Raw genomic sequence first — 20,422 nt, forward strand, 5'->3', positions numbered from 1 at the left:
CGATGTACCGTTACGATGAATTCGACCACGCCTTCGTTTCCTCCCGCGTCGAACAGTTTCGCGACCAGGTCGAGCGCCGCCTGAGCGGTGAACTCGCCGAAGACGCGTTCAAGCCGCTGCGCCTGATGAATGGCGTCTATCTGCAGCTTCATGCCTATATGCTGCGCGTTGCCATTCCCTATGGCACGTTGTCGAGCCGCCAGATGCGCATGCTTGCCCATATCGCGCGCAAGTATGACCGCGGCTACGGCCATTTCACGACGCGTCAGAACATCCAGTACAATTGGCCGCGCCTGTCGGACACGCCGGATATTCTGCAGGAACTGGCTGGTGTCGAGATGCACGCGCTGCAGACGTCGGGCAATTGCATTCGCAACGTCACGGCTGATCATTTCGCAGGGGCCGCCGCCGATGAGGTCGCCGATCCAAGGCCTTACGCCGAGATTTTGAGACAATGGTCGAGCGTGCATCCGGAATTTTCGTTCCTGCCGCGCAAGTTCAAGATTGCCGTGACCGGTGCTGAGCGTGACCGTGCCGCGATCCAGGTGCACGACATCGGCCTGCACCTGAAGAAGGACGAGAACGGCCGCATTGGCTTTGCCGTCTATGTCGGCGGTGGCCAGGGCCGCACGCCGATGATCGCCAAGAAGATCCGCGACTTCCTGCCGGAGGAGGATCTCCTGTCCTACACCACCGCGATCATGCGCGTTTACAACCTGCATGGCCGCCGCGACAACAAGTACAAGGCGCGCATCAAGATCCTCGTGCACGAGACCGGCGCTGAAGAACTGTCGCGCCAGGTCGAGGTTGAGTTTGCGGCGCTGAAGGACACTGAGCTGAAGCTGCCGGAAGCCGATATCCAGGCGATTTCCACCTATTTCGCACCGCCCGCTCTCGAAAACCGGGCTGAAGGCTGGGAGAGCCTGGCACGGTGGAAGAAGACCGACAGCGACTTTGCCCGCTGGGTGCAGCAGAACGTACAGCCTCACAAGCACCCGGACTACGGCATGGTGACGATCTCGCTGAAGCCGATCGGCGGCATTCCGGGCGATGCCAGCGACGCGCAGATGGACGCTGTCGCCGATATCGCCGAGGAATACGCCTTCGACGAAATCCGCGTCAGCCACGAGCAGAACCTGATCCTGCCGCATGTGGCGCTGGCCGACGTCGAGCCGGTCTATCGTGCGCTCGTTGTCGCCGGTCTTGCCACCGCCAATGCCGGCCTGATCACCGATATCATTGCCTGTCCGGGGCTCGACTACTGCGCGCTTGCCAATGCGCGCTCCATTCCGGTGGCGCAGGAGATCTCGACCCGTTTCGGCGCGCCCGAACGCCAGGCCGAGATCGGCGAGCTGAAGATCAAGATCTCTGGCTGCATCAATGCCTGCGGCCACCACCATGTCGGCCATATCGGCCTGCTCGGCGTCGAGAAGAAGGGTGCAGAACTCTATCAGATCACGCTCGGCGGCTCCGGAGATGAGAACACGTCGATTGGCGAAATCATCGGCCGCGGCTTCGAGCCGGAGAAGGTCACTGACGCGGTCGAGACAATCGTCGACACCTATCTGGGACTGCGCCGCGACAGGCAAGAGACTTTCCTCGAAGCCTATCGCCGCGTCGGCCCGCAACCCTTCAAGGATGCGCTCTACGGCAGCGCGCAGGAAGCTGCCTGAGGCGCAAGGAACAGACATGACGAAAATCTGGAAGGAAACCGGTTTCGTGGGCGATGATCCCTGGGTCATCGAGACTGAGGAAACGAAGGCCGGTTCGAACGAAAAGGCGATTGTCGGCCTCAACGCGTTCCTCGCCAAGGTCGAGGAGAGCGACGAGACCGGCCTGGGCGTCGTCATTGCTCCGGCGGATGACGTGACCAAGCTTGCGCCTTATCTTGACCGTCTTGCCCTCGTCGCGGTGGCGTTCCCGGCCTTCAACGACGGCCGCGCCTTCAGCCACGCGTCGCTGCTGCGTGCGCGCCTTGGCTTTGCCGGCGAGGTGAGGGCGGTGGGCGACGTGCTGATTGACCAGATCCCGCTGATGCTGCGCTGTGGCGTCGAAAGCTTCGCGGTCAGCAATGCGACGGCGCTCAAGCGTCTTTCGGAAGGGCGCCTGCCGGGCATCGCCGTCCACTATCAGCCGACCGCCAAGCCTTCCGCCGATGCCAAGTCCTATAGCTGGCGGCGGGTCTCGTGAAGCAAAGCCAGGAGAAGCGTGAAGCGGTTTTGCGTCTGACGTTGGGCAAGAATTGGGCCGGATCAGCCGCGACAGTGTGAAGCACGCTGAAATCCCCGAAAGCGACTATATTTGGAAGGGATTTCCTTCCCAATGCGCGTGGCTTGGAATATCCGATCATTGTTGATAAACAGGGTCATCATTACAGGACTTTAGCCAGATGAATGCTCCGGCAAAAACGGAAGATTTCGCGATCCAGGTACCGGCAGGCGTTTACGTCGAGACGGTGACGAGTGTTGAGCACTATACGGATCGGCTCTTCCGCTTCCGCATGACCCGCCCGGCGGAATTCCGCTTCCGCTCAGGCGAATTCGCAATGATCGGTCTGATGGTCGGCGACAAGCCGGTCTATCGCGCCTATTCGATTGCCAGCCCTGCCTGGGACGAGGAGCTCGAGTTCTTCTCGATCAAGGTGCCGGATGGCCCGCTGACCTCGCATCTCCAGGCGATCAAGCCGGGCGACAAGGTGCTGATGCGCAAGAAGCCGACAGGCACGCTGGTGCTCGACGCTTTGGTTCCCGGCCGCAGGCTCTATATGTTCTCGACCGGCACGGGCATCGCGCCTTTCGCCAGCCTGATCCGCGATCCCGAGACCTATGAGAAGTTCGAGGAAGTGATCCTCACCCATACGTGCCGCGACGTCGCGGAGCTGAAATACGGCTTCGACCTTGTGGATGAGATCCGCAACCACGAATTCCTGAACGAGATTGTCGGCGACAAGCTGCGCCACTATGCGACGGTGACGCGCGAGGACTATCCCTTCAAAGGCCGTGTCACTGACCTGATGGTCAACGGCAAGTTCTTCTCCGATCTCGGCATGCCGCCACTTGATCCGGCGATCGACCGCGGCATGATCTGCGGCTCGACGGCGATGCTGAAGGACACCAAGGAAATCCTCGAGGCCGCCGGCCTGACCGAAGGCGCCAACAACAAGCCGGCCGAATTCGTTATCGAGCGGGCCTTCGTCGGCTGATCTTTTTTGGGCAGTCTTAACCTTTGAAGGGCGCGCCTTGGGTGCGCCCTTCGTCGTTTGCGCCAGAATATTGCGGAGCCATGCGTTTCCGGCAGGCCCGCCCTGCCCCTTCTGCGTGCCGCGTGAGGTCTGCAGGGACTATCGTGTCCCCGACCGGCAGCATGATGCCGGCCATGTGAGGCGCCACGTAAGGATCGACGAAGGGCAGCAATGCCTCAGGAAAAGCAAATAGTTGCTGCGATTTCTTCGCGTCGCAAGGAGGTTTCAGGCGTCCGAAAGGTAGTTCATCAAATCCGCCATTGCCGATGAGGCGGCCGAAGCGTCGGCCCTCTCGATCGCGTCGATCACGGTGACATGACGACCGACTGATCCGTTCATCTTCTCGATGGAGGCCGAAGCGAACCAGATACGGCGGGCATGGGTCTGCAGCGGTGCGAGTGCTGCGGTCAGGAAGCGGTTTGGACAAGCTTCCTCCATAAGTTCGTCGAACACCTTGTCGGCAACCAGAAAGCCTTCCATGTCGTCGGCGCTGGCGCACGCAGTCATCTCATCGGCGCAGGTCTTCATGGCGTTGCGCGCGTCCGCGCTTGCATGCGTCGCGACCAGCGCGGCGGCAAGCGGTTCCAGTTTCTGCCGTGTCTGCATGACGTGAACCTGGTCGTCGGGACGGATCGTCGTGATTTGCAGGCCGACGCGCGGGCGGACGTCCATGAGGCCCTGCCAGGCGAGTTTCTGGATAGCCTCGCGAACCGGCGTTCGGCCGAGGCCCGCAAGCTCGATCAGTTGTCTCTCGGTTACCAAGGCACCGGGCTCGAGCTTCAGTGTGACGATCAGGCGTTCGAGCGCGAGATAGGCGAGATGAGCCTGGGATTGCGATGACATGCCGTTCCTTCGCTTCTGATATATCAGTAGCTTGCACAATTTTTCACTGTGAGGCAAGCAAGGCGATTACTGTGTTTCGCTATCCCTGTGAAGCTGATACCAGCCTTGATCACGTTTAATAAGCAGTTGCTCAAAAATCACGAATTTCAAAGGCATGAATAAAGAAAGCTCATGAGACGTTTCTAACGGGAATGATGTTGACGAACGCAGAGGCGCTTGTCAGTCTTCCTTGCAGGGCCGTGCGTCGCAAGGCGCACAGGGGCCGGTGCAAGACTTGGAATAGTTGCATGTTTTCTCAATCGGCTGGGATTGAACAACGTGCAGGAGGTAACAACCGTCTGACATCGGCGTTGAGGGGCGCAAGATGCGAATGGGCGCGTTTCTGGTCTGGTCGCTGATGGCAATTGCGGCGCTGCTGGCCGTGCCGGCGGTCAGTCACACCAATGCACTGACGACATTTTCGCTGATGGCCTCGTCCGCTGCCTTCGTCGGCATGGGCATCGCGCAGTTCATGGCCGCGCGTCCACCGTTCCTCGAAACCCTGTTCGGCGGTCTCGATCGCGTCTACCACTTCCACCGCAGGATCGGCATTTCCGTGTTGATTCTCATCCTCATCCATTACTTCCTGAAGCCCGACTTCAAGGGCCTGGCACTGACCAGCGGCTTGAACCAGCTGGCTGCTTCCGCCGGGAAATACGCCTTCTATAGTTTCGTCGTCCTGCTCGTGCTCAGCATCGTCAAAATCGTACCAAGGACGAAGATCGAGATCCCCTACCATCTCTGGCGCTACACGCACCGCCTTATCGGCCTGCTCTTCGTTCTGGTCGCCTTCCATCAGATGTTCATCAAGCGTCCCTATGATGGCACGGCACTTTTGGCCGCCTATCTCAACGCCTTCGCGGCTCTCGGCATCTTGAGCTACGCCTACACCCAGCTTTTGCCGTGGCTGCGAACGCGCGGCTACGAAATATTCGATGTGGCCAGACACGACGGTGCGACAGTGATTGCGGCCCGGCCGCTGGGGCGACCTCTGCGCGCGAAGCCAGGACAGTTCGGTTTCCTGCGCGTGCTGAAATCGGGCCTGCGCGAGCCGCACCCGTTTACGATCGCCGGCATAGACGCCAACGGTATCGTGCGCTTCGCGATCAAGCCACTTGGCGATTACACGCAGGCACTGCGGGAAGGTGTCGCTGTCGGCGACCGGCTGAAGCTCGAAGGAGGGTACGGGCGCTTCAATCATCGCCGCGGAGGCAAGAAGCAGATCTGGCTTGCCGGCGGCATCGGCGTGACGCCGTTCCTGGCTATGGCCGCGCATCTGACCGGCGACGAAGGTCAGGAGATTCATATGGTCTATTGCGTCCGCGATCGGCGCGAGGCCATTGGGCTCGAAACCTTCCAGAAGCAGGCCGAAAGACTCGGAAACTTCAGCTTTGTCCTGCATGATTCCTCCGCCGACGGGCGTCTGGACGCGACCAAGCTGGCAGCCGGAAGCGCGATCGATCCGGCAGAGGCCGATCTCTGGTTCTGCGGTCCGCCGGCGCTGAGAGAGGCGATCGTGAAGGGCTTGAAAGACATTGGCAAAGGGCCGCGACGGGTCGAATTCGAGCAGTTTCAGTTTCGATGAACAGCAGATTTTCAGTAGCAATTCTATTGTTTTAGGGAGAGGTTTTCATGCGCGGTCTGCAGGCAAAACGAGAGGGTGCTTCGTCGTGGGGCCGCGTTGGTCGCAGGACACCGGTATTCTCGTTGATGGCGTTGCTCGCCATCTGCATCTGTCCCACCGGAGCCTCGGCGCGCGACGCTTTCGCCGATGACGCGTTTGCGACCCACAAGGCAAATGTCGACAACGGCAAGTACATGTTCAACGCCGCAGGTTGCGGCGCTTGCCATGGATCCGGCGACAACATGGAACTGCTTTCCGGCGGCATGGAGATGAATACGGCGATCGGCACCTTCTATGCGCCGAACATTTCGCCGCACACAAATGGCATCGGCGGCTGGAGCAATGCGCAGTTCCTGAATGCCGTGCTGGTCGGCCTCGACCGGGAGGGCAACAACCTCTACCCGGTTATGCCCTACACCTCCTATGGCGGGATGAAGCCGGAGGATGCGCTCGACATCAAGGCCTATATCGAGACGTTGCCACAATCGGATGCCGCCTCGAAGGACCACGAGATCGCCTTCCCCTTCAGCCGGCAGACCACGATTACGCTCTGGAAGCGCAGCCACTTCACGGTGCCCGCCTACCAGCCGCGCGAAGACACGCAGATGGAGCGTGGCCGCTATCTGGTCGAGAATGTCGGCGGCTGCGGCGACTGCCACACTCCGCGCACCACCACCTACGGGCTCGATCTGGAACGGGCATACCAGGGCGAGAAGGATCTGACGGGTGCCGTCGCCCCGGACATCAGCAAGGCGAAGATGGCCGGGCTTGCTTCGCCGGAGGTCTTCACCAAGGGGCTGATCGATGAAGGCAAGAAACTGTCAGGTGCGCCGATCAGCGATCCGGTCATGCGACGGCTCGCCAAGGGACTGAGCGCTCTGTCGGAGGACGATCGCCGTGCGATCTATGCCTTCCTTTCCGATCGGGAAGTGAAAGCGCCGGCGCCAGTGGCGCAATCGGTCACTGCCGTCTGCAAGGAAAACACCGCGACGGAAGCGCTCGGCGGGGACAATGCGGCGTTGGCGCAACAGGCCGATGCCTTCATCGGCAAATACTGCCGCAATTGCCACGGACCGGGGGAAAGCTCGCAGGGAAGCTATCCGGCCGGCGATCTTGCGTCGATCGCCGCAGATGCCAACTTTGTGGTGCCTGGCGATGCGGCGAAGTCGCGCCTCTACACGACAGTCGTCAGCGGTCGCATGCCGCTCGGCAAGCGACCGTCTGCGGAGGAAATCAAGGTTCTGGAGGACTGGATCAATGCGCTGAGCGAGAAGAACCTGCCGCAAACGGCCGCGGCAAAGCCGGACCGCTCGCGCCCGATATTGACCTATGTCCAGTTCGTCGAGGCCGCGCTCAAGGACATTGCGACAGTCAACGCGCTCGATCGTCCGTTCATGCGCTATTTCTCCTATCGCGACCAATACAACGGCATGATGGGATGCGAAGACGATCAGACCTTCATGAAGCGCATGGATGTGCTTGCCGGTGGCTTCAAGAAGTTGCTGAACTCACTCTCCTACGGTCCGAAACTGGTTCTGCCGACGGAAGTCGATGGCACCAACGGCCTGCTGGTGCGCGTCGATCTGCGCGAGTTGCAATGGGAAGCCGCGGACTACGACTTCCTCATCAAGCGCTACTTCTATGGCGTCGATCCGCAAAGCGACGCATCGCTTTCGGCTCTGTCCAAGGAAACGGCGACACAATTGCCGATCATGCGGATCGACTGGTTCATGAGCAATGGCGCACGGCCGGAAATCTATAATCGGCTGATGAAGCTGCCGACGGAGATCAGCGAACTCGAAAAGCGTTTCAAGATCGATGTGGCCGACAACATACGCCGCCGCAACGTCCTGCGGGCAGGCTTCGCCGATGGCTCATCGGGCGTTTCCGACCACAACCGCATGTTGGAACGGCACGACATGCCGTTCGGCGGCTACTACTGGAAGTCCTATGATTTCGGTGGCGATGTCGGCAAACAGGTCCTAAAGCGCTTCCCGCACGGGCCGAAGGAGCTGGCACCGCTCGACGCCGGACTGGTGCCTTTCGAACACGACGGCGGCGAGATGATCTTCTCGCTCCCCAACGGCCTGCAGGGCTACTACCTCTCGAACGCCGCGGGCAAGCAGCTTGACGTCGGCCCGACCACCATCGTGTCGTTCCGCAAGCGCCCGATCGGCAAGGGGGTCGAGATCATCAACGCGCGCTCCTGCGTCGATTGCCATGCCGACGGCATACTGTCGAAGCGCGATCAGTTGCGAGAGCAGATCGAGACATCGACGCTCTTCAGCAAGGACCAGCAGGACGTGCTGCTTGCCATGTATGTGAAGCAGGAGGAACTGGACGAAACCTATCGCAAGGACCGCCAGCGTTTCGTCGAGGCGCTGAAGGCGCTCGGCATCACCGAGCCGACGCCGGATGGCGGTCTCCAGAGCAAGCACGCGCCTGGGGAGGCCGAGATCATCACCTATTTCGCGGACAAGTACGAGGACGAGCTCGACTTTGACGCCTTGGCAGCCGAGTTCGACATGACGCCCAAGCAACTTTCCGATGCGATCAAGCGGGTAACGAACACAGATGTCCTGCGCCTGGGGCTCGACTGGGTGACGACACTGGAAGCGGGTGGAACCATTCCGCGCAACGAAGTCGAGCAGCAATATGCCCTGTTACTGGACCCCTTGCTCCAGCGTCGCCCGCTGGATACTGCAGCGATCGTCGTTGCCGGTGCCGAGCAGCCCGTGGACGCGAAGCCACAGTCGATCGCGGCCGCCGTGCCCGAGTATCGCAAGGAGGACGCTGCTTCCGGCAACAGGCTTGAGCTTGCGCTGAATGTGAAGTCGACAACAGCGAAGGTCGGTGACGAGCTTTCCTTCGAGCTCAGCGCCAACCAGGCTTGCGAGCTGCAGATCCTCTATGTCGAGGAGAACGGTAATGTCGAGGTAATTCCCGATGTGATGATCGGCAATCCCACGCTGCAGCCGGGTGAGCGGCGCCTGATCCCGCAACCGGGCACGGGGACGCTCACCTTCGACACACCGGCACCGGCCGAGACGATGCTGGCCTTCTGCCGCGCAGGCGGGCTTGGCGATCAGAAGCTGACGGTAGAGAAAGCGCGTGACTATGTGGCGAAGTCGAAATTGCCTCCGACCCGGGGATTGGCGGTCAACCTCGCCAAACAGGCGCAGGCCGACGCCGGCGCCAGCAGCGTTCAGATGGTGACGTTCGAGATCAGGAACTGACGGGCAATGGTTCAGGTACGAACATTTCTTCTCGCCGCGGCTGTCATGGCGGCACTCTCGACACCAGCTTTTGCTTGCGATGGCCTTCGTCAGGCGTCGGAGGCGCTGAACCGCGGCGACGAAGCCGGCGCCCGTGCAGCCGTTAGCCCAGAACGGATCACGGGTTGCTCGGCAAGCGAAATCGCGCTGACGCGACGCGTTGTGGCGCTGGCAACGTTCAATCGTGTCGCGGCGGCCGTGGGGCAGGGCGCGAAGCTCGAAAGCTTCGAGCCCGACTTGACGGCGGCAAGCAGGGATGCCGGCGGTCCCTGGCAAATCCTCGATGCCCTTGGCGACATCAGCCGGGAGCGCAAGGACTACGAAGCAGCCGCGGCCTACTATCAGCAGGCGTTGGAAGATGCCGCCAACGAAGCGTTGACGCCCGACTGGATGGCGCCGGACAAGGACTACATCCTGCGGCTGGACCGGCTGGCATCGGAGATGCGGCTTGCTGCGGCTGCGCCCGTCAAACTCGCGATGCGCGGTGCCTGCAAATTCTCCTATCGCGGCGTCTCGATCCGGAAGAAGGCGACGCCGGTTCGCTATGTCTTCGGCACTGCGGAATTCACGCCCGAGGGGCTGCAGTCGGCAAACGACCTTTTCGAGTGCCTGAAATCTGCAAAGCCGCCCACCATAACCTTGATCGGCCACACGGATCCGGTCGGTACCGCCGAGGCCAATATGGCGCTCTCGATAGCGCGTGCCGACGCGCTTGCGCGCTACCTCGTCGGCGCCGGTTACCCGGGCACCTGGACTGTTGTCGGCAGGGGCGAAGAGGAGCCGTTCAAGCCGGATGATCCGAGCGCCTATGACGAGACGATGCTGCACCAGCTTGATCGGCGGGTCGAAGTGGATGTGGGGAATTAGCGGTGCTGCGCAGGATCCTTCTTTCCACGGCTTTGTTCGTCTTTTCCGCGCCTCTCGCGATCGCTGCCACCGCGGCCCTCGTCGTCGGGATCGATAAATATCCCCATGAAGTGAGCCTCGACGGCGCGGTCCGGGATGCACTCGATGTCACGCAAGCGCTAAAGGCTGCTGATATCGGCACGATGCGGCAGTTCATCAATGAGCAGGCAACGAAGGACGCCATCCGATCCGCCTGGGCCGAGCTGGTCGCTGCGGCCACGCGCGGCGATACGATCGTGTTCACCTATGCCGGGCATGGTGCACAGATGCCGGAATTGGTCGCGGGCGACGAGGAAGACGGGCTGGACGAATTCCTGGAACTGCCGGGCTTCGACCGCGCCCGTGCGGAGCAAACGGCCAAGGAAATCATCGTCGACAACGAACTCAGCGCCTGGTTTGCCGAAGCGGAGGCCAAGGGCGTGCAGGTGCTGTTTGTCTCCGACAGTTGTTACTCCGGCGGCATGAACCGATCCATCTCTGGTAAGACGCGGCTTGCGCCGATGGTCCGTGCGAAGGTGCCGCCGCCGTCGGAAGAGGCGGTTGCTGGCGCCAAGGTAAGGGACGTTGACCTGTCTCAAGTGACCATCCTCGCCGCATCGCTCGAGAGCCAGCCGACGCCGGAAGTGGTTATCGGCGGCGAGCCGCGTGGCGCCTTGAGCTGGAGCTTTGCCCGCGCACTCGAGGGGGCTGCCGATCGTGACGGCGATGGGCGGATTTCGCGCGTCGAACTCGAGGACTACGTCTTCTCCAACGTCAAACTTCAATCGGAAGCCCTGCAGGTGCCGAACTTCACCCCGCAGTTGCCGCGGTCCGACAAGGAGATCGTGTTGTCCCTGCCGCGCAGTGCCAGTATTGGCGGCGCGGGCGCGACCGGCGGCGCGGGACCGAAGCTGAAGTCGCCGCGTGAAATGGGGTGGACAGGTAAGTTGGCGCTGAGCGTTTCCGGTACGATGCCAACCCTTGCCAGCGTCGGTGGCGATGGCGTGCCCTATCGATGGGATGCGGCATCAGGCGTCTTTCATACGCCGAACGGAGATGTCGCCGGCGAGCACATCGCGCCGGACATGGTGCAAGGGGTCGTCGACAAGTTCATCCTGGTTGATTTCCTGAAGGCCATGGCGGCACAGAGCCCCGGTACCGCATCGCTCACACCTGTCAGGGATATCTATTCGGCCGGAGATCGCCTGAATTTCGAGGCTTCGCAGGGCGACTACGCCAACATGCTGGTGTTCAACCTCGCAAATACCGGCGAAGCGCAGCTTCTCGACGTGCAGATTTCCGGGACGGCCAGCCATGCCTTCAAGCTTCGGGACTTGGAGGTGGTAAAACCCTTCGGCGCCGATCATTTGGTGGTGATTTCGACAAATGCGCCCGTAGATGCCATCGCGGCTGCCTTCTCCAGTGGGGGCGTCGATCCGGCAGCGCTTTTGCGCTTGCTCGAAGCGCGCTTGGAGGGCAGCGACAGCACAGTAGCGATCCAGCCGCTCTACACGAGGGATCGGGGCCAATGAGCATTCGCCGCAAATCGTGGTGTTCTGCGTTTTTTGCACTGGCTTGCACGGCACTGCTTGGCGCGCCGGCGTCGGCTGGTGATCGGGCTCTGCTCGTTGGCGTCGGCAGCTACCAGAGCTTGCCGCCAAAGTTTGTGCTGAACGGTCCGAAGAATGATCTTTCGGCGATGCAGACGTTGCTGACCGACAAGCTCGGCTTCGACGCGTCGTCCATCCGCGTCCTTGAGGATGAACAGGCGACGCGGGCAGAAATACTCTCATCATTGAACACATGGCTTGTCGATGCGACCGGGCCCGGCGACCGGGTCTACCTCTATTTTTCCGGCCACGGCCTCCAGGTCAAGGATGACGACGGCGATGAGGAAGACGGCTTGGACGAAGCACTGGCGCCATTCGATATCGCGGAAGGTGCGACGGATTGGGAGGGAGCGATCCTGGATGATGAAGTCGACCAGGTTTTGGAGCGTCTGGAGGGACGGGCCGTCACGATGGTGACCGACGCCTGCCATTCCGGCACAATCTCGCGGTCGCTGTCCGATGATGCTCGCACAGGCGTCGAGGGCGCCCGCTTCCTGCCGCGCCCGAATGCCGGGCCCGTTGACCAGGCGTCGACCCGCGGGCTGAGGATCGATCTCGCTCTCGTGGACAAGCCGAAGCTGGTTGAAGCGGGCGTCACCGCATGGAGCGCGGCGGCACCCTACCAGGTGGCCTGGGAAGACGCTCGGCTTCCCGTCGCCGAAAGGCACGGTGTGTTTACGGCTGCTTTCGTCGCCGGCCAGGCGGGCAATGTCGCGGATGCCAACGGCAACGGATTGACGAGCAATGCCGAATTGCTTGAATACGTGAAGGCGCAATCGGCCGCTTATTGTGCTTTGCAGGACAAGTGCGGCAATCTCGATCCGCAGCTGGAGACCCAGCCGCAAGCGCTCGGCGATAGCGCGGTGCTGCCGGAAAAACGCGATGCTAGCGGCAACTGGCAGGGGACGTACCAGAAGGTGGGCAACCAGAATGTGGCCCACCCGGCCTATCAGGATGCCGACGCAGTCAACGCGGCGAGCGACATCATCGGAAAAACCGAGACGGGCGACGTCAGGCTCTCCATCGATGGGCCAACGAAGATGAAGGCTGGCGACGTCTTCAAGCTGACGATCACCAGTCGGACGGGTGGTACTCTGCTGCTCTTCGACGTCAACAACCTGGGCAAGGCAATGCAGATCTTCCCGAACGATTTGGCGCAGAAGATCACGCCGCTTGCTCCGGGGGTGCCGCTGACACTGCCGGACGATTATTATGGCTTCGATTTCGAAGCGTCGGGCGACGGCGAAAGCGTCTTCGTTGCGCTTGTCGTCAGCGACGCGGTCGATCTGAGCGAGGTCGCGCCGAAGGCCCGGGGCCTGAAGATCGAATTGAATGCACGGGAAGCCTTAAGCGACATTGTCGCCCGCCTGCAGAAGACCTGGACGGACGATCTTGACCGTCGCGGCATTCGCTGGTCCGTCGGCACGCTGCGCTATCGCGTCGAATAGGCCGATATGCCGGCTGCGTGACAACAAAAAACCCGCCTCGTGAGGCGGGTTCTTTGTGAAGTCGGCCGATCAGTGGAGGATCTGGCTGAGGAAAAGCTTGGTGCGCTCGTGCTGCGGATTGTCGAAGAACTCGGCCGGCGAATTCTGCTCGACGATCTGGCCTTGGTCCATGAAGATCACGCGGTTGGCGACCTGGCGGGCGAAGCCCATTTCATGGGTCACGCACAGCATGGTCATGCCTTCTTCAGCGAGCGACACCATGGTGTCGAGCACTTCCTTGACCATTTCCGGGTCGAGTGCCGAGGTCGGCTCATCGAACAGCAGGATCTTCGGCTTCATGCACAGCGAGCGGGCAATCGCCACGCGCTGCTGCTGGCCGCCCGAGAGCTGGCCCGGATACTTGTTTGCCTGTTCCGGGATCTTGACGCGCTTCAGGAAGTGCATCGCGATTTCTTCGGCCTGCTTCTTCGGCATCTTACGAACCCAGATCGGCGCAAGCGTGCAGTTTTCGAGGATCGTCAGGTGCGGGAAGAGGTTGAAGTGCTGGAACACCATCCCGACCTCGCGGCGCACCTCATCGATCTTCTTGAGATCGTTGGTGAGCTCGATGCCGTCGACGACGATCTTGCCCTTCTGGTGCTCTTCGAGGCGATTGATGCAGCGGATCATCGTCGACTTGCCGGAGCCCGACGGGCCGGCGATGACGATGCGCTCGCCTTTCATAACCTTCAGGTTGATGTCACGAAGGACGTGGAAGTCCCCGTACCACTTGTTCATTCCAGTAATTTCGACTGCGACGTCCGTTGCGGAAACAGTCATTTTGGAAGCAGTGGCTGCGTTTGCCATGCGATCCTCCCCTCATTTTATCGTTTATGGGCCGTGTCGAGCACGCGTTCCATGAAACCTGAATAGCGCGACATACCAAAGCAGAAAAGCCAGAATATGAAGCCAGCGAAAATTAGGCCCGAGATCGGCGTGACCGAGGAGGCCCAGTTGGCGTCGGTAAAGTTGAAGCGAACGATGCCGAGCAGGTCGAACATGCCGATGATCGAAACCAGCGACGTGTCCTTGAAGAGGCCGATGAAGGTGTTGACGATGCCCGGGATGACGAGCTTCAGCGCCTGTGGCAGCACGATGAGGTTCATCTTCTGCCAGAAGCTGAGGCCGAGGGAATCGGCTCCTTCATACTGTCCCTTTGGAATGGCCTGCAGACCGCCGCGCACCACTTCGGCCATGTAGGCCGAGGCAAAGAGCGAAACGCCGATCAGTGCGCGCAGGAACTTGTCGAAGGTGACGCCCTGCGGCAGGAACAGGGGCAGCATGACGCTCGCCATGAACAGGACGGTGATCAGCGGAATGCCGCGCACCAGCTCGATGAAGGCGGTGCAGAGCATCTTGATCACCGGCATGTGCGATCGCCTGCCGAGTGCCAGAAGAATGCCGAGGGGCAGCGACACGGCGATGCCGACGAACGAGAGAATGAGCGTCACCATCAGGCCGCCCCAGAGTGGCGTCTCGACGAATGTCAGTCCAAACCAACCGCCCGGAAGCAGGATCAAGGAGATGAGCGGCAGAACGGCGAAAAGCAGGATGGCGTTGATGCCCTTGTAGGGGACCTTCGGTATCGCCATAGGCACGAGGAAAAGAATGAAGAGGATGCCGACCAGCGTCGGCCTCCAGCGTTCATCGAGCGGGTAGCGGCCGTAGACGAACTGGTCGAGCTTCGCGTTGACGAAGGCCCAGCAAGCGCCGCTCCAGCCTTCCGGCTGCGAGCCGCCCTGTGCAACCGTGGCGCAGACGCCACGGCCTCCGCCGGTCCAGGCGGCATCGAGGAACAGCCACTGGATTGCCGGCGGCAGCAACCACGCGAGCGCGAGCGCGCCGATGATTGTGAGTACGGTATCCTTCGGCGTGGCGAAAAGGTTCTCGCGCAGCCAATGGACGATGCCGCCTTCCGCGACCGGGGGAGCTGAAGCCTCGATCATCGAGGCGCGGACAAAAGTTGCCTGGTGTGTGCTCATCGTCTTATCTCTCCACCAGGGCCATGCGGGCGTTGAACCAGTTCATGAACAGCGACGTCGCCAGGCTGAGGGACAGGTAGACGACGATCCAGATCGTCACGATCTCGATCGACTGACCCGTCTGGTTGAGGATCGTGCCGCCGACGGCCACAAGATCGGCATAACCGATCGCGACGGCGAGCGACGAGTTCTTGGTCAGGTTCAGATATTGGCTCGTGAGCGGCGGAATGATGATCCGGAGCGCCTGCGGGACGACGACGAGGCGAGTCGTCAGACCGGGCCGGATGCCGAGCGCATGCGCAGCTTCCGTCTGCCCCTTGGATACGCCGCGAATACCGGCGCGCACGATCTCGGCGATAAAGGCTGCAGTATAGAACGAGAGCGCCAGGAACAGCGACAGGAATTCCGGCCCAATGACCGACCCGCCGGTGAGGTTGAACTTGCCGGCAATGGGGACGTCGAAGGTGATCGGCGAGCCGGTGGCGAGGAAGGTCAGCAACGGCAGACCGATGATCAGGCCGAGGGACGTCCAAAGAACCGGGAAGCGCTGTCCGGTGGCCTCCTGCTTCTTGCGCGCATAGCGCGCCACCAGGAAGCTGGCGACGATCGCGAGGACAAAGGCAAGAACCGTATACAGCGAACCGTCGCCAAAGATTGGCTTGGGAAAGGCAAGGCCGCGGTTGTTGAGGAACATGTTGAGCGGCAGTGCCGCAGATTCGCGCGGTTGCGGCAGGATCGCCAGGACGCCGCTGTACCAAAAGAAGATGACGAGCAGCGGCGGGATGTTGCGGAAGATCTCAACATAGGCGAGCGACAGCTTGGCGATCAGCCAGTTGTGCGACAGGCGGCCGATGCCGACCGCAAAGCCGATGATGGTGGCGGTGAAAATGCCGCACACAGCAACCAGCAGCGTATTGAGCAGGCCGACGACGAGCGCGCTCTGATAGGTCGAATCGCTGGTATAAGCGATCAGCGACTGTCCGACGTCGAAACCGGCGCGCCCATTCAGGAAGTCGTAACCGGAAGCGATATTCGCCCGTTTGAGGTTCTCGATCGTATTGTCGGCCACCCAATAAACGAACGCCGCGAGAACGACGAGGGTGATGACCTGATAAAAGATTCCGCGGACCTGCGGGTCGTTGATGATCGACCCGGACGGTTTGCTTTTTTCAGGCGTAGTTGTGACGCCAATCGCCATGCAATGCCTCTTTCCCCTTTGTCACCCTTTGGGTGTTTTTATCGTTGGGATGGGGAAGCGGTGACCCGCTTCCCCAGTCTTGGATAGACGCTTAGCGGACCGGCGGGGCGTACTGGATGCCGCCCTTGCTCCACAGGGCGTTGAGGCCGCGCTCGATCTTGAGCGGGCTGCCAGCGCCGATGTTGCGGTCAAAGACTTCGCCGTAGTTGCCGACGGTCTTGATGATGTTCACGGCCCATTCGTTGGTGAGGCCGAGGTCAGTGCCGATCTTGCTGTCAGCTTCGACGCCGAGGAAGCGCTGAACGTCCGGGTTGGCGGACTTCTTCATTTCTTCGACGTTGGCCTGGGTGATGCCGAAATCTTCGGCCTGGATCAGCGCATAGTGCACCCAGGTGACGATATCGAACCACTGGTCGTCACCCTGGCGAACGGCCGGACCGAGCGGCTCCTTCGAGATGATTTCCGGCAGGATCATGTGATCGTCCGGCTTCGACAGCGTCAGGCGCAGGGAATAGAGGCCCGACTGGTCGGTCGTGTAGACGTCGCAACGGCCGGCGTCATAGGCGGCGTTGACCTCTTCGAGCTTCTCGAAGACAACCGGGTTGTATTGCAGGTTGTTCGACTTGAAGTAGTCGGCAAGGTTGAGTTCGGTGGTCGTGCCGGTCTGCACGCAGACGGCCGCGCCCGAAAGCTCGAGGGCCGATTTGACGTTCAGGCTCTTGCGAACCATGAAGCCCTGGCCGTCATAGTAGTTGACCGGGCGGAAATTGAAGCCGAGCGCGGTGTCACGGTTGATCGTCCAGGTGGTGTTACGAGCAAGGACGTCGACTTCGCCCGACTGCAGCGCCGGGAAGCGTTCCTTGGCGGAGGTGGGCGTGTACTTAACCTTGCTGCCATCCGCGAAGATCGCGGCGGCGATTGCCTTGCAGTAGTCGACGTCGAAGCCACTCCAGTTGCCCGAGGCATCCGGTGCGGCGAAGCCGGCAAGACCAGTGTTGACGCCGCACTGGACGAAGCCCTTGGCTTTCACGTCATCAAGAGTAGCGCCAGAAGCCGCCTGTGTGCCAATCCCCATGACAGCAGCGCCAACGAGAGCTGTCAGAATTCTTTTTGCCATTTTTAGAACCTTTTTCTGTTGTCGTTAGTTCCCGTCTGCATCGGCGCGTCTCCTGGCGCGTGCAGCCTCCGCCACCCTCCTGGCGCGAGTGCCGGCTATCTCATGCTCAATTTCCATGGGGGTCAAGAGAGGCCGCCAATTTTCTGGTTTTGCATGTGAAAAACTCGAAACAAGCCAGAAAGTTAGGCAGTTTTCGGCAGAGGCGGGCAGGCGATGGGCGAAAAATCGCCAAATGCCTGTCGGCGGCGGCCAAAACGGCGCTTCGTGATTTTTGCCACTTGACCGCGGTTGTGGCTCGTTCGAAGAGTTTCGCTTTCGAAATTTGAAAGCGGACCTTGCAATGGCAGACAGTGGCAATGTGAACGGTAAGGCGGGAATCAACACCCGGCTGGCCCATAGCGGCAACAATCCCTCCGACTACTTCGGCTTCGTCAATCCACCGGTGGTGCATGCGTCCACCGTGCTGTTCCCGAACGCCAGGACGATGGAGACGCGCGCGCAGAAATACACCTATGGCACGCGCGGAACGCCGACGACAGACGCGCTTTGCGATGCGATCAACGAGCTCGAAGGCTCGGCAGGGACGATTCTCGTGCCCTCGGGGCTTGCAGCCGTCACGGTGCCTTTCCTCGCCTATCTGTCTGCAGGCGACCACGCGCTGATCGTCGATTCGGTCTATTTCCCGACACGCCACTTCTGCGACACGATGCTGAAGCGCCTTGGCGTCACCGTCGAGTACTACGATCCGATGATCGGTGCCGGCATCGAAAGCCTGATCCGAGCGAACACACGTCTGGTCCACACCGAAGCGCCGGGGTCGAACACGTTCGAAATGCAGGACATCCGCGCAATCGCCGATGTCGCGCATCGTCACGGCTGTATCGTAACCATGGACAACACCTGGGCGACGCCTGTCTATTTCAAGCCGCTCGATCACGGCGTCGATGTGTCTATCCATGCGTCCACCAAGTATCCGTCCGGTCATTCGGACGTTCTCTTGGGTACGGTATCGGCGAACGCTACCCACTGGCCGGCCCTGACCGAGGCGATGGTGACGCTCGGCGTCTGCGTTTCGCCGGACGACAGCTACCAGATCCTGCGCGGCCTCCGGACCATGGGCATCCGCCTCGAACGCCACCAGGAAAGCGCGCTGACGCTTGCGAAATGGCTCGAAACGCGCGACGAGGTCGCCCGTGTTCTCCATCCGGCGCTGCCGAGCTTCCCTGGTCACGAACTCTGGAAGCGCGACTTCACCGGTGCAAGCGGCATCTTCTCCTTCGTCTTGAAGGCGGAAAGCCCTGACCGCTTCAAGGCCAAGGCGCATGCTTTCCTCGACGCGCTGAAGCTGTTCGGGCTCGGCTATTCCTGGGGCGGCTTTGAGAGCCTCGCGCTCCACGTCGGGCTCGCAGACCGCAAGGTGGCGCTGGCCCCGACGGAAGGTCCGGTCATCCGTCTGCAGATTGGCCTTGAGGATGTGCCGGACATCCGCCGTGACATCGAAGCGGGATTGGCGGCGGCGAACGCCGTCTGACGAATTGGGGCGCCGCGGCCATCCGTGGCGCCCTTGCCCCCTATCGCGTCGCAGAGCGAGCGCGGCGTGGGGCTATGGATCAGCGGTTGGCAGCGCCGTAGCCGTAGAGCCAATCGAGATCGGCGGCGAGCGCTTCCGGTCCCTTGAGCTTCAGAGCGATGTCGCGGCCGATGCGAAGAGGGCCGCGAGCGTGATAGGCGAAATGATTGAACGCTGCCCGTCGCCGGACACGGGCGATGCGCGGCCGGCGTGCAGTCTCGAACTTTTTCAAGGCCATCGCGACATCGATGCTCGTTGACAGGCAATCGGCCAGTTCGAACGCATCTTCGATGGCCATGGCCGCACCCTGCGCGGCAAAAGGCGTCATCGCATGGGCCGCGTCGCCGATCAGGACGATCTTTCTCCCATCCTGCCAGGCACCGTCGGCGACGGTGCAAAGCGGCCAATAGGTGGGCGCGGTCGCCGTGTCGAGAAGCGAGCGGATGTCGGCGTTCCAGCCGGAGAAGGCATTCAGGCAGTCGTGACGGCGCTCGTCCGAATCCTTGCCGACCCAGACCGCGTCGGTCTCCTTGCCCTCAATGATCGCCACCAGATTGTAGCCTTCGACTTCACGCAAAGGATAGGCGACGAGATGGGCGCGGGGGCCGAGGAAGGCCGTAACCTGGTCGGGCTCGAGAAGGCCTGCTGCGGTATCGCGCGCAATCGTCATGCGCCAGGCGACATTGCCGGAAAAGCGCACGCGGCCGGCGCCGGGTACGCTGTTTCGCAGGCGCGACCAGATACCATCGGCGCCAATGATGATGTCCGGGATGCGCTCCGTCACAGCCGTGATCACCTGCTCGTCAGGAGCGTCGATCGGGCATCCGAGATGGAGCCGGCAGCGAGCTTCCGATTCGACCGCTGCAAGCAGGACTTTCTGAAGGCTTGCGCGGTGCATGACGGCATAGGGCGCCTGCCACCGGCGACGCGCAAAGGCGCCGGCTGACACGCTGGCGAGAGGGCGCAGCGTCTGGCCATCGACGAGCCCAATGCGCTCGGGTTCGCTCCAGTAGCTCTCGAGTTCTGCAAGCAAGCCGAGTTCGATGAGAATGCGGGATGCGTTTGGCGACAATTGCAGGCCGGCGCCGACTTCAGTCAGCGCCGTTGCCCGCTCGATGATATCGACTTCGAAACCCCGCCGGGCGAGGCACAAGGCAGCGGTGAGCCCCCCAATGCCGGCGCCGATGATTGCGACCGGGCGCGACATCGTGGCTTGTCAGGCAGCCTTGTGGGCGAAGAGACAGCCGGGCGGGTTGGTTTCCGTTGCCTTCAGCTTCGGATTATAGCGATAGAGCGTGGAGCAGTAGGAGCAGACCTTCTCGCTGTCGTCGCCCATGTCGATGAAAATGTGCGGGTGATCGTAGGGAACGGACGCGCCGGTGCACATGAATTCCTTGACGCCGATTTCGATTGCCTGATGTCCGCCGTCGTTCTGGAAATGCGGGATGCTGTGGCCGGCCATGTCGTGCTCCGATGAATGCAAGTCTTAAGTTCAAATTTGCCGGCACCATAGTGAGCTTTGCTGCAAAAGTGTAGCGGCAAACACGCCGC

At 61.3% G+C, this 20,422-nt stretch carries 16 protein-coding genes; 9 read left to right on the plus strand and 7 right to left on the minus strand.

Features of this window, described 5'->3' with window-relative positions:
• Positions 1-2 precede the first annotated feature (2 nt).
• From BBX50_RS24190 to BBX50_RS24200, 3 genes are all read left to right on the plus strand, one after another.
• The gene (locus BBX50_RS24190) at positions 3-1,673 is read left to right on the plus strand and encodes a nitrite/sulfite reductase (protein ID WP_065777855.1); all 1,671 of its coding nucleotides are present in this window, start codon (positions 3-5) and stop codon (positions 1,671-1,673) included.
• A gap of 16 nt (positions 1,674-1,689) precedes the next feature.
• Entirely contained in the window at positions 1,690-2,190 is a 501-nt protein-coding gene (locus BBX50_RS24195) for a DUF934 domain-containing protein (RefSeq protein ID WP_065777856.1), read from the plus strand.
• A gap of 199 nt (positions 2,191-2,389) precedes the next feature.
• Positions 2,390-3,202 (plus strand): ferredoxin--NADP reductase, encoded by an 813-nt coding sequence (locus tag BBX50_RS24200; RefSeq protein WP_065777857.1) that lies wholly within the window; start codon positions 2,390-2,392, stop codon positions 3,200-3,202.
• Between the two features lie 264 nt (positions 3,203-3,466).
• Here BBX50_RS24200 and BBX50_RS24205 read toward each other — a convergent pair whose 3' ends face one another.
• A complete protein-coding gene (locus tag BBX50_RS24205; RefSeq protein ID WP_065777858.1) occupies positions 3,467-4,084 on the minus strand; it encodes a GntR family transcriptional regulator in 618 nt (205 codons plus the stop codon).
• Between the two features lie 370 nt (positions 4,085-4,454).
• On the opposite strand from BBX50_RS24205, the gene BBX50_RS24210 reads away from it, so the two are divergent.
• From BBX50_RS24210 to BBX50_RS24230, 5 genes are read left to right on the plus strand one after another with little or no spacing between them, the layout of a single operon-like run.
• Positions 4,455-5,708 carry a ferric reductase-like transmembrane domain-containing protein gene (locus BBX50_RS24210; RefSeq protein ID WP_244513214.1) on the plus strand — a complete coding sequence of 418 codons (1,254 nt, stop codon included), beginning with the start codon at positions 4,455-4,457 and terminating at the stop codon, positions 5,706-5,708.
• A 47-nt stretch (positions 5,709-5,755) separates the two neighbouring features.
• On the plus strand, positions 5,756-8,983 hold the full coding sequence (locus tag BBX50_RS24215) for a c-type cytochrome (protein WP_139108430.1): 3,228 nt from the start codon (positions 5,756-5,758) through the stop codon (positions 8,981-8,983).
• Positions 8,984-8,989: 6 nt separating this feature from the next.
• The gene (locus BBX50_RS24220; protein WP_065777861.1) at positions 8,990-9,889 is read left to right on the plus strand and encodes an OmpA family protein; all 900 of its coding nucleotides are present in this window, start codon (positions 8,990-8,992) and stop codon (positions 9,887-9,889) included.
• 2 nt (positions 9,890-9,891) lie between these two features.
• Complete coding sequence (locus tag BBX50_RS24225; RefSeq protein ID WP_065777862.1) at positions 9,892-11,439, plus strand: caspase family protein; 1,548 nt, start codon at positions 9,892-9,894, stop codon at positions 11,437-11,439.
• The gene (locus BBX50_RS24230; RefSeq protein ID WP_065777863.1) at positions 11,436-12,965 is read left to right on the plus strand and encodes a caspase family protein; all 1,530 of its coding nucleotides are present in this window, start codon (positions 11,436-11,438) and stop codon (positions 12,963-12,965) included. The genes BBX50_RS24225 and BBX50_RS24230 overlap by 4 nt, the downstream gene beginning before the upstream one ends.
• Before the next feature lie 69 nt (positions 12,966-13,034).
• On the opposite strand, the gene BBX50_RS24235 is transcribed toward BBX50_RS24230, so the two are convergent.
• From BBX50_RS24235 to BBX50_RS24250, 4 genes are all read right to left on the minus strand, one after another.
• Positions 13,035-13,811: an amino acid ABC transporter ATP-binding protein gene (locus BBX50_RS24235; protein ID WP_064816988.1), complete on the minus strand. Its 777-nt coding sequence runs from the start codon at positions 13,809-13,811 to the stop codon at positions 13,035-13,037.
• Between the two features lie 17 nt (positions 13,812-13,828).
• On the minus strand, positions 13,829-14,986 hold the full coding sequence (locus tag BBX50_RS24240) for an amino acid ABC transporter permease (protein ID WP_065777864.1): 1,158 nt from the start codon (positions 14,984-14,986) through the stop codon (positions 13,829-13,831).
• Positions 14,987-14,990: 4 nt separating this feature from the next.
• Positions 14,991-16,184 (minus strand): amino acid ABC transporter permease, encoded by a 1,194-nt coding sequence (locus BBX50_RS24245; RefSeq protein WP_065777865.1) that lies wholly within the window; start codon positions 16,182-16,184, stop codon positions 14,991-14,993.
• Between the two features lie 91 nt (positions 16,185-16,275).
• Positions 16,276-17,301: an amino acid ABC transporter substrate-binding protein gene (locus BBX50_RS24250; RefSeq protein ID WP_065777866.1), complete on the minus strand. Its 1,026-nt coding sequence runs from the start codon at positions 17,299-17,301 to the stop codon at positions 16,276-16,278.
• A 340-nt stretch (positions 17,302-17,641) separates the two neighbouring features.
• On the opposite strand from BBX50_RS24250, the gene BBX50_RS24255 reads away from it, so the two are divergent.
• Positions 17,642-18,832, plus strand: a complete 1,191-nt coding sequence (locus tag BBX50_RS24255; protein WP_065777867.1) for a cystathionine beta-lyase — start codon at positions 17,642-17,644, stop codon at positions 18,830-18,832.
• Between the two features lie 79 nt (positions 18,833-18,911).
• On the opposite strand, the gene BBX50_RS24260 is transcribed toward BBX50_RS24255, so the two are convergent.
• A complete protein-coding gene (locus tag BBX50_RS24260; protein ID WP_065777868.1) occupies positions 18,912-20,078 on the minus strand; it encodes an FAD-dependent monooxygenase in 1,167 nt (388 codons plus the stop codon).
• 9 nt (positions 20,079-20,087) lie between these two features.
• The gene (locus tag BBX50_RS24265) at positions 20,088-20,333 is read right to left on the minus strand and encodes a zinc-finger domain-containing protein (RefSeq protein WP_043622135.1); all 246 of its coding nucleotides are present in this window, start codon (positions 20,331-20,333) and stop codon (positions 20,088-20,090) included.
• Positions 20,334-20,422: the final 89 nt, after the last annotated feature.

It is taken from the genome of Ensifer sp. LC11, assembly GCF_001695835.1.
In the GTDB taxonomy this organism is placed as follows: domain Bacteria; phylum Pseudomonadota; class Alphaproteobacteria; order Rhizobiales; family Rhizobiaceae; genus Ensifer.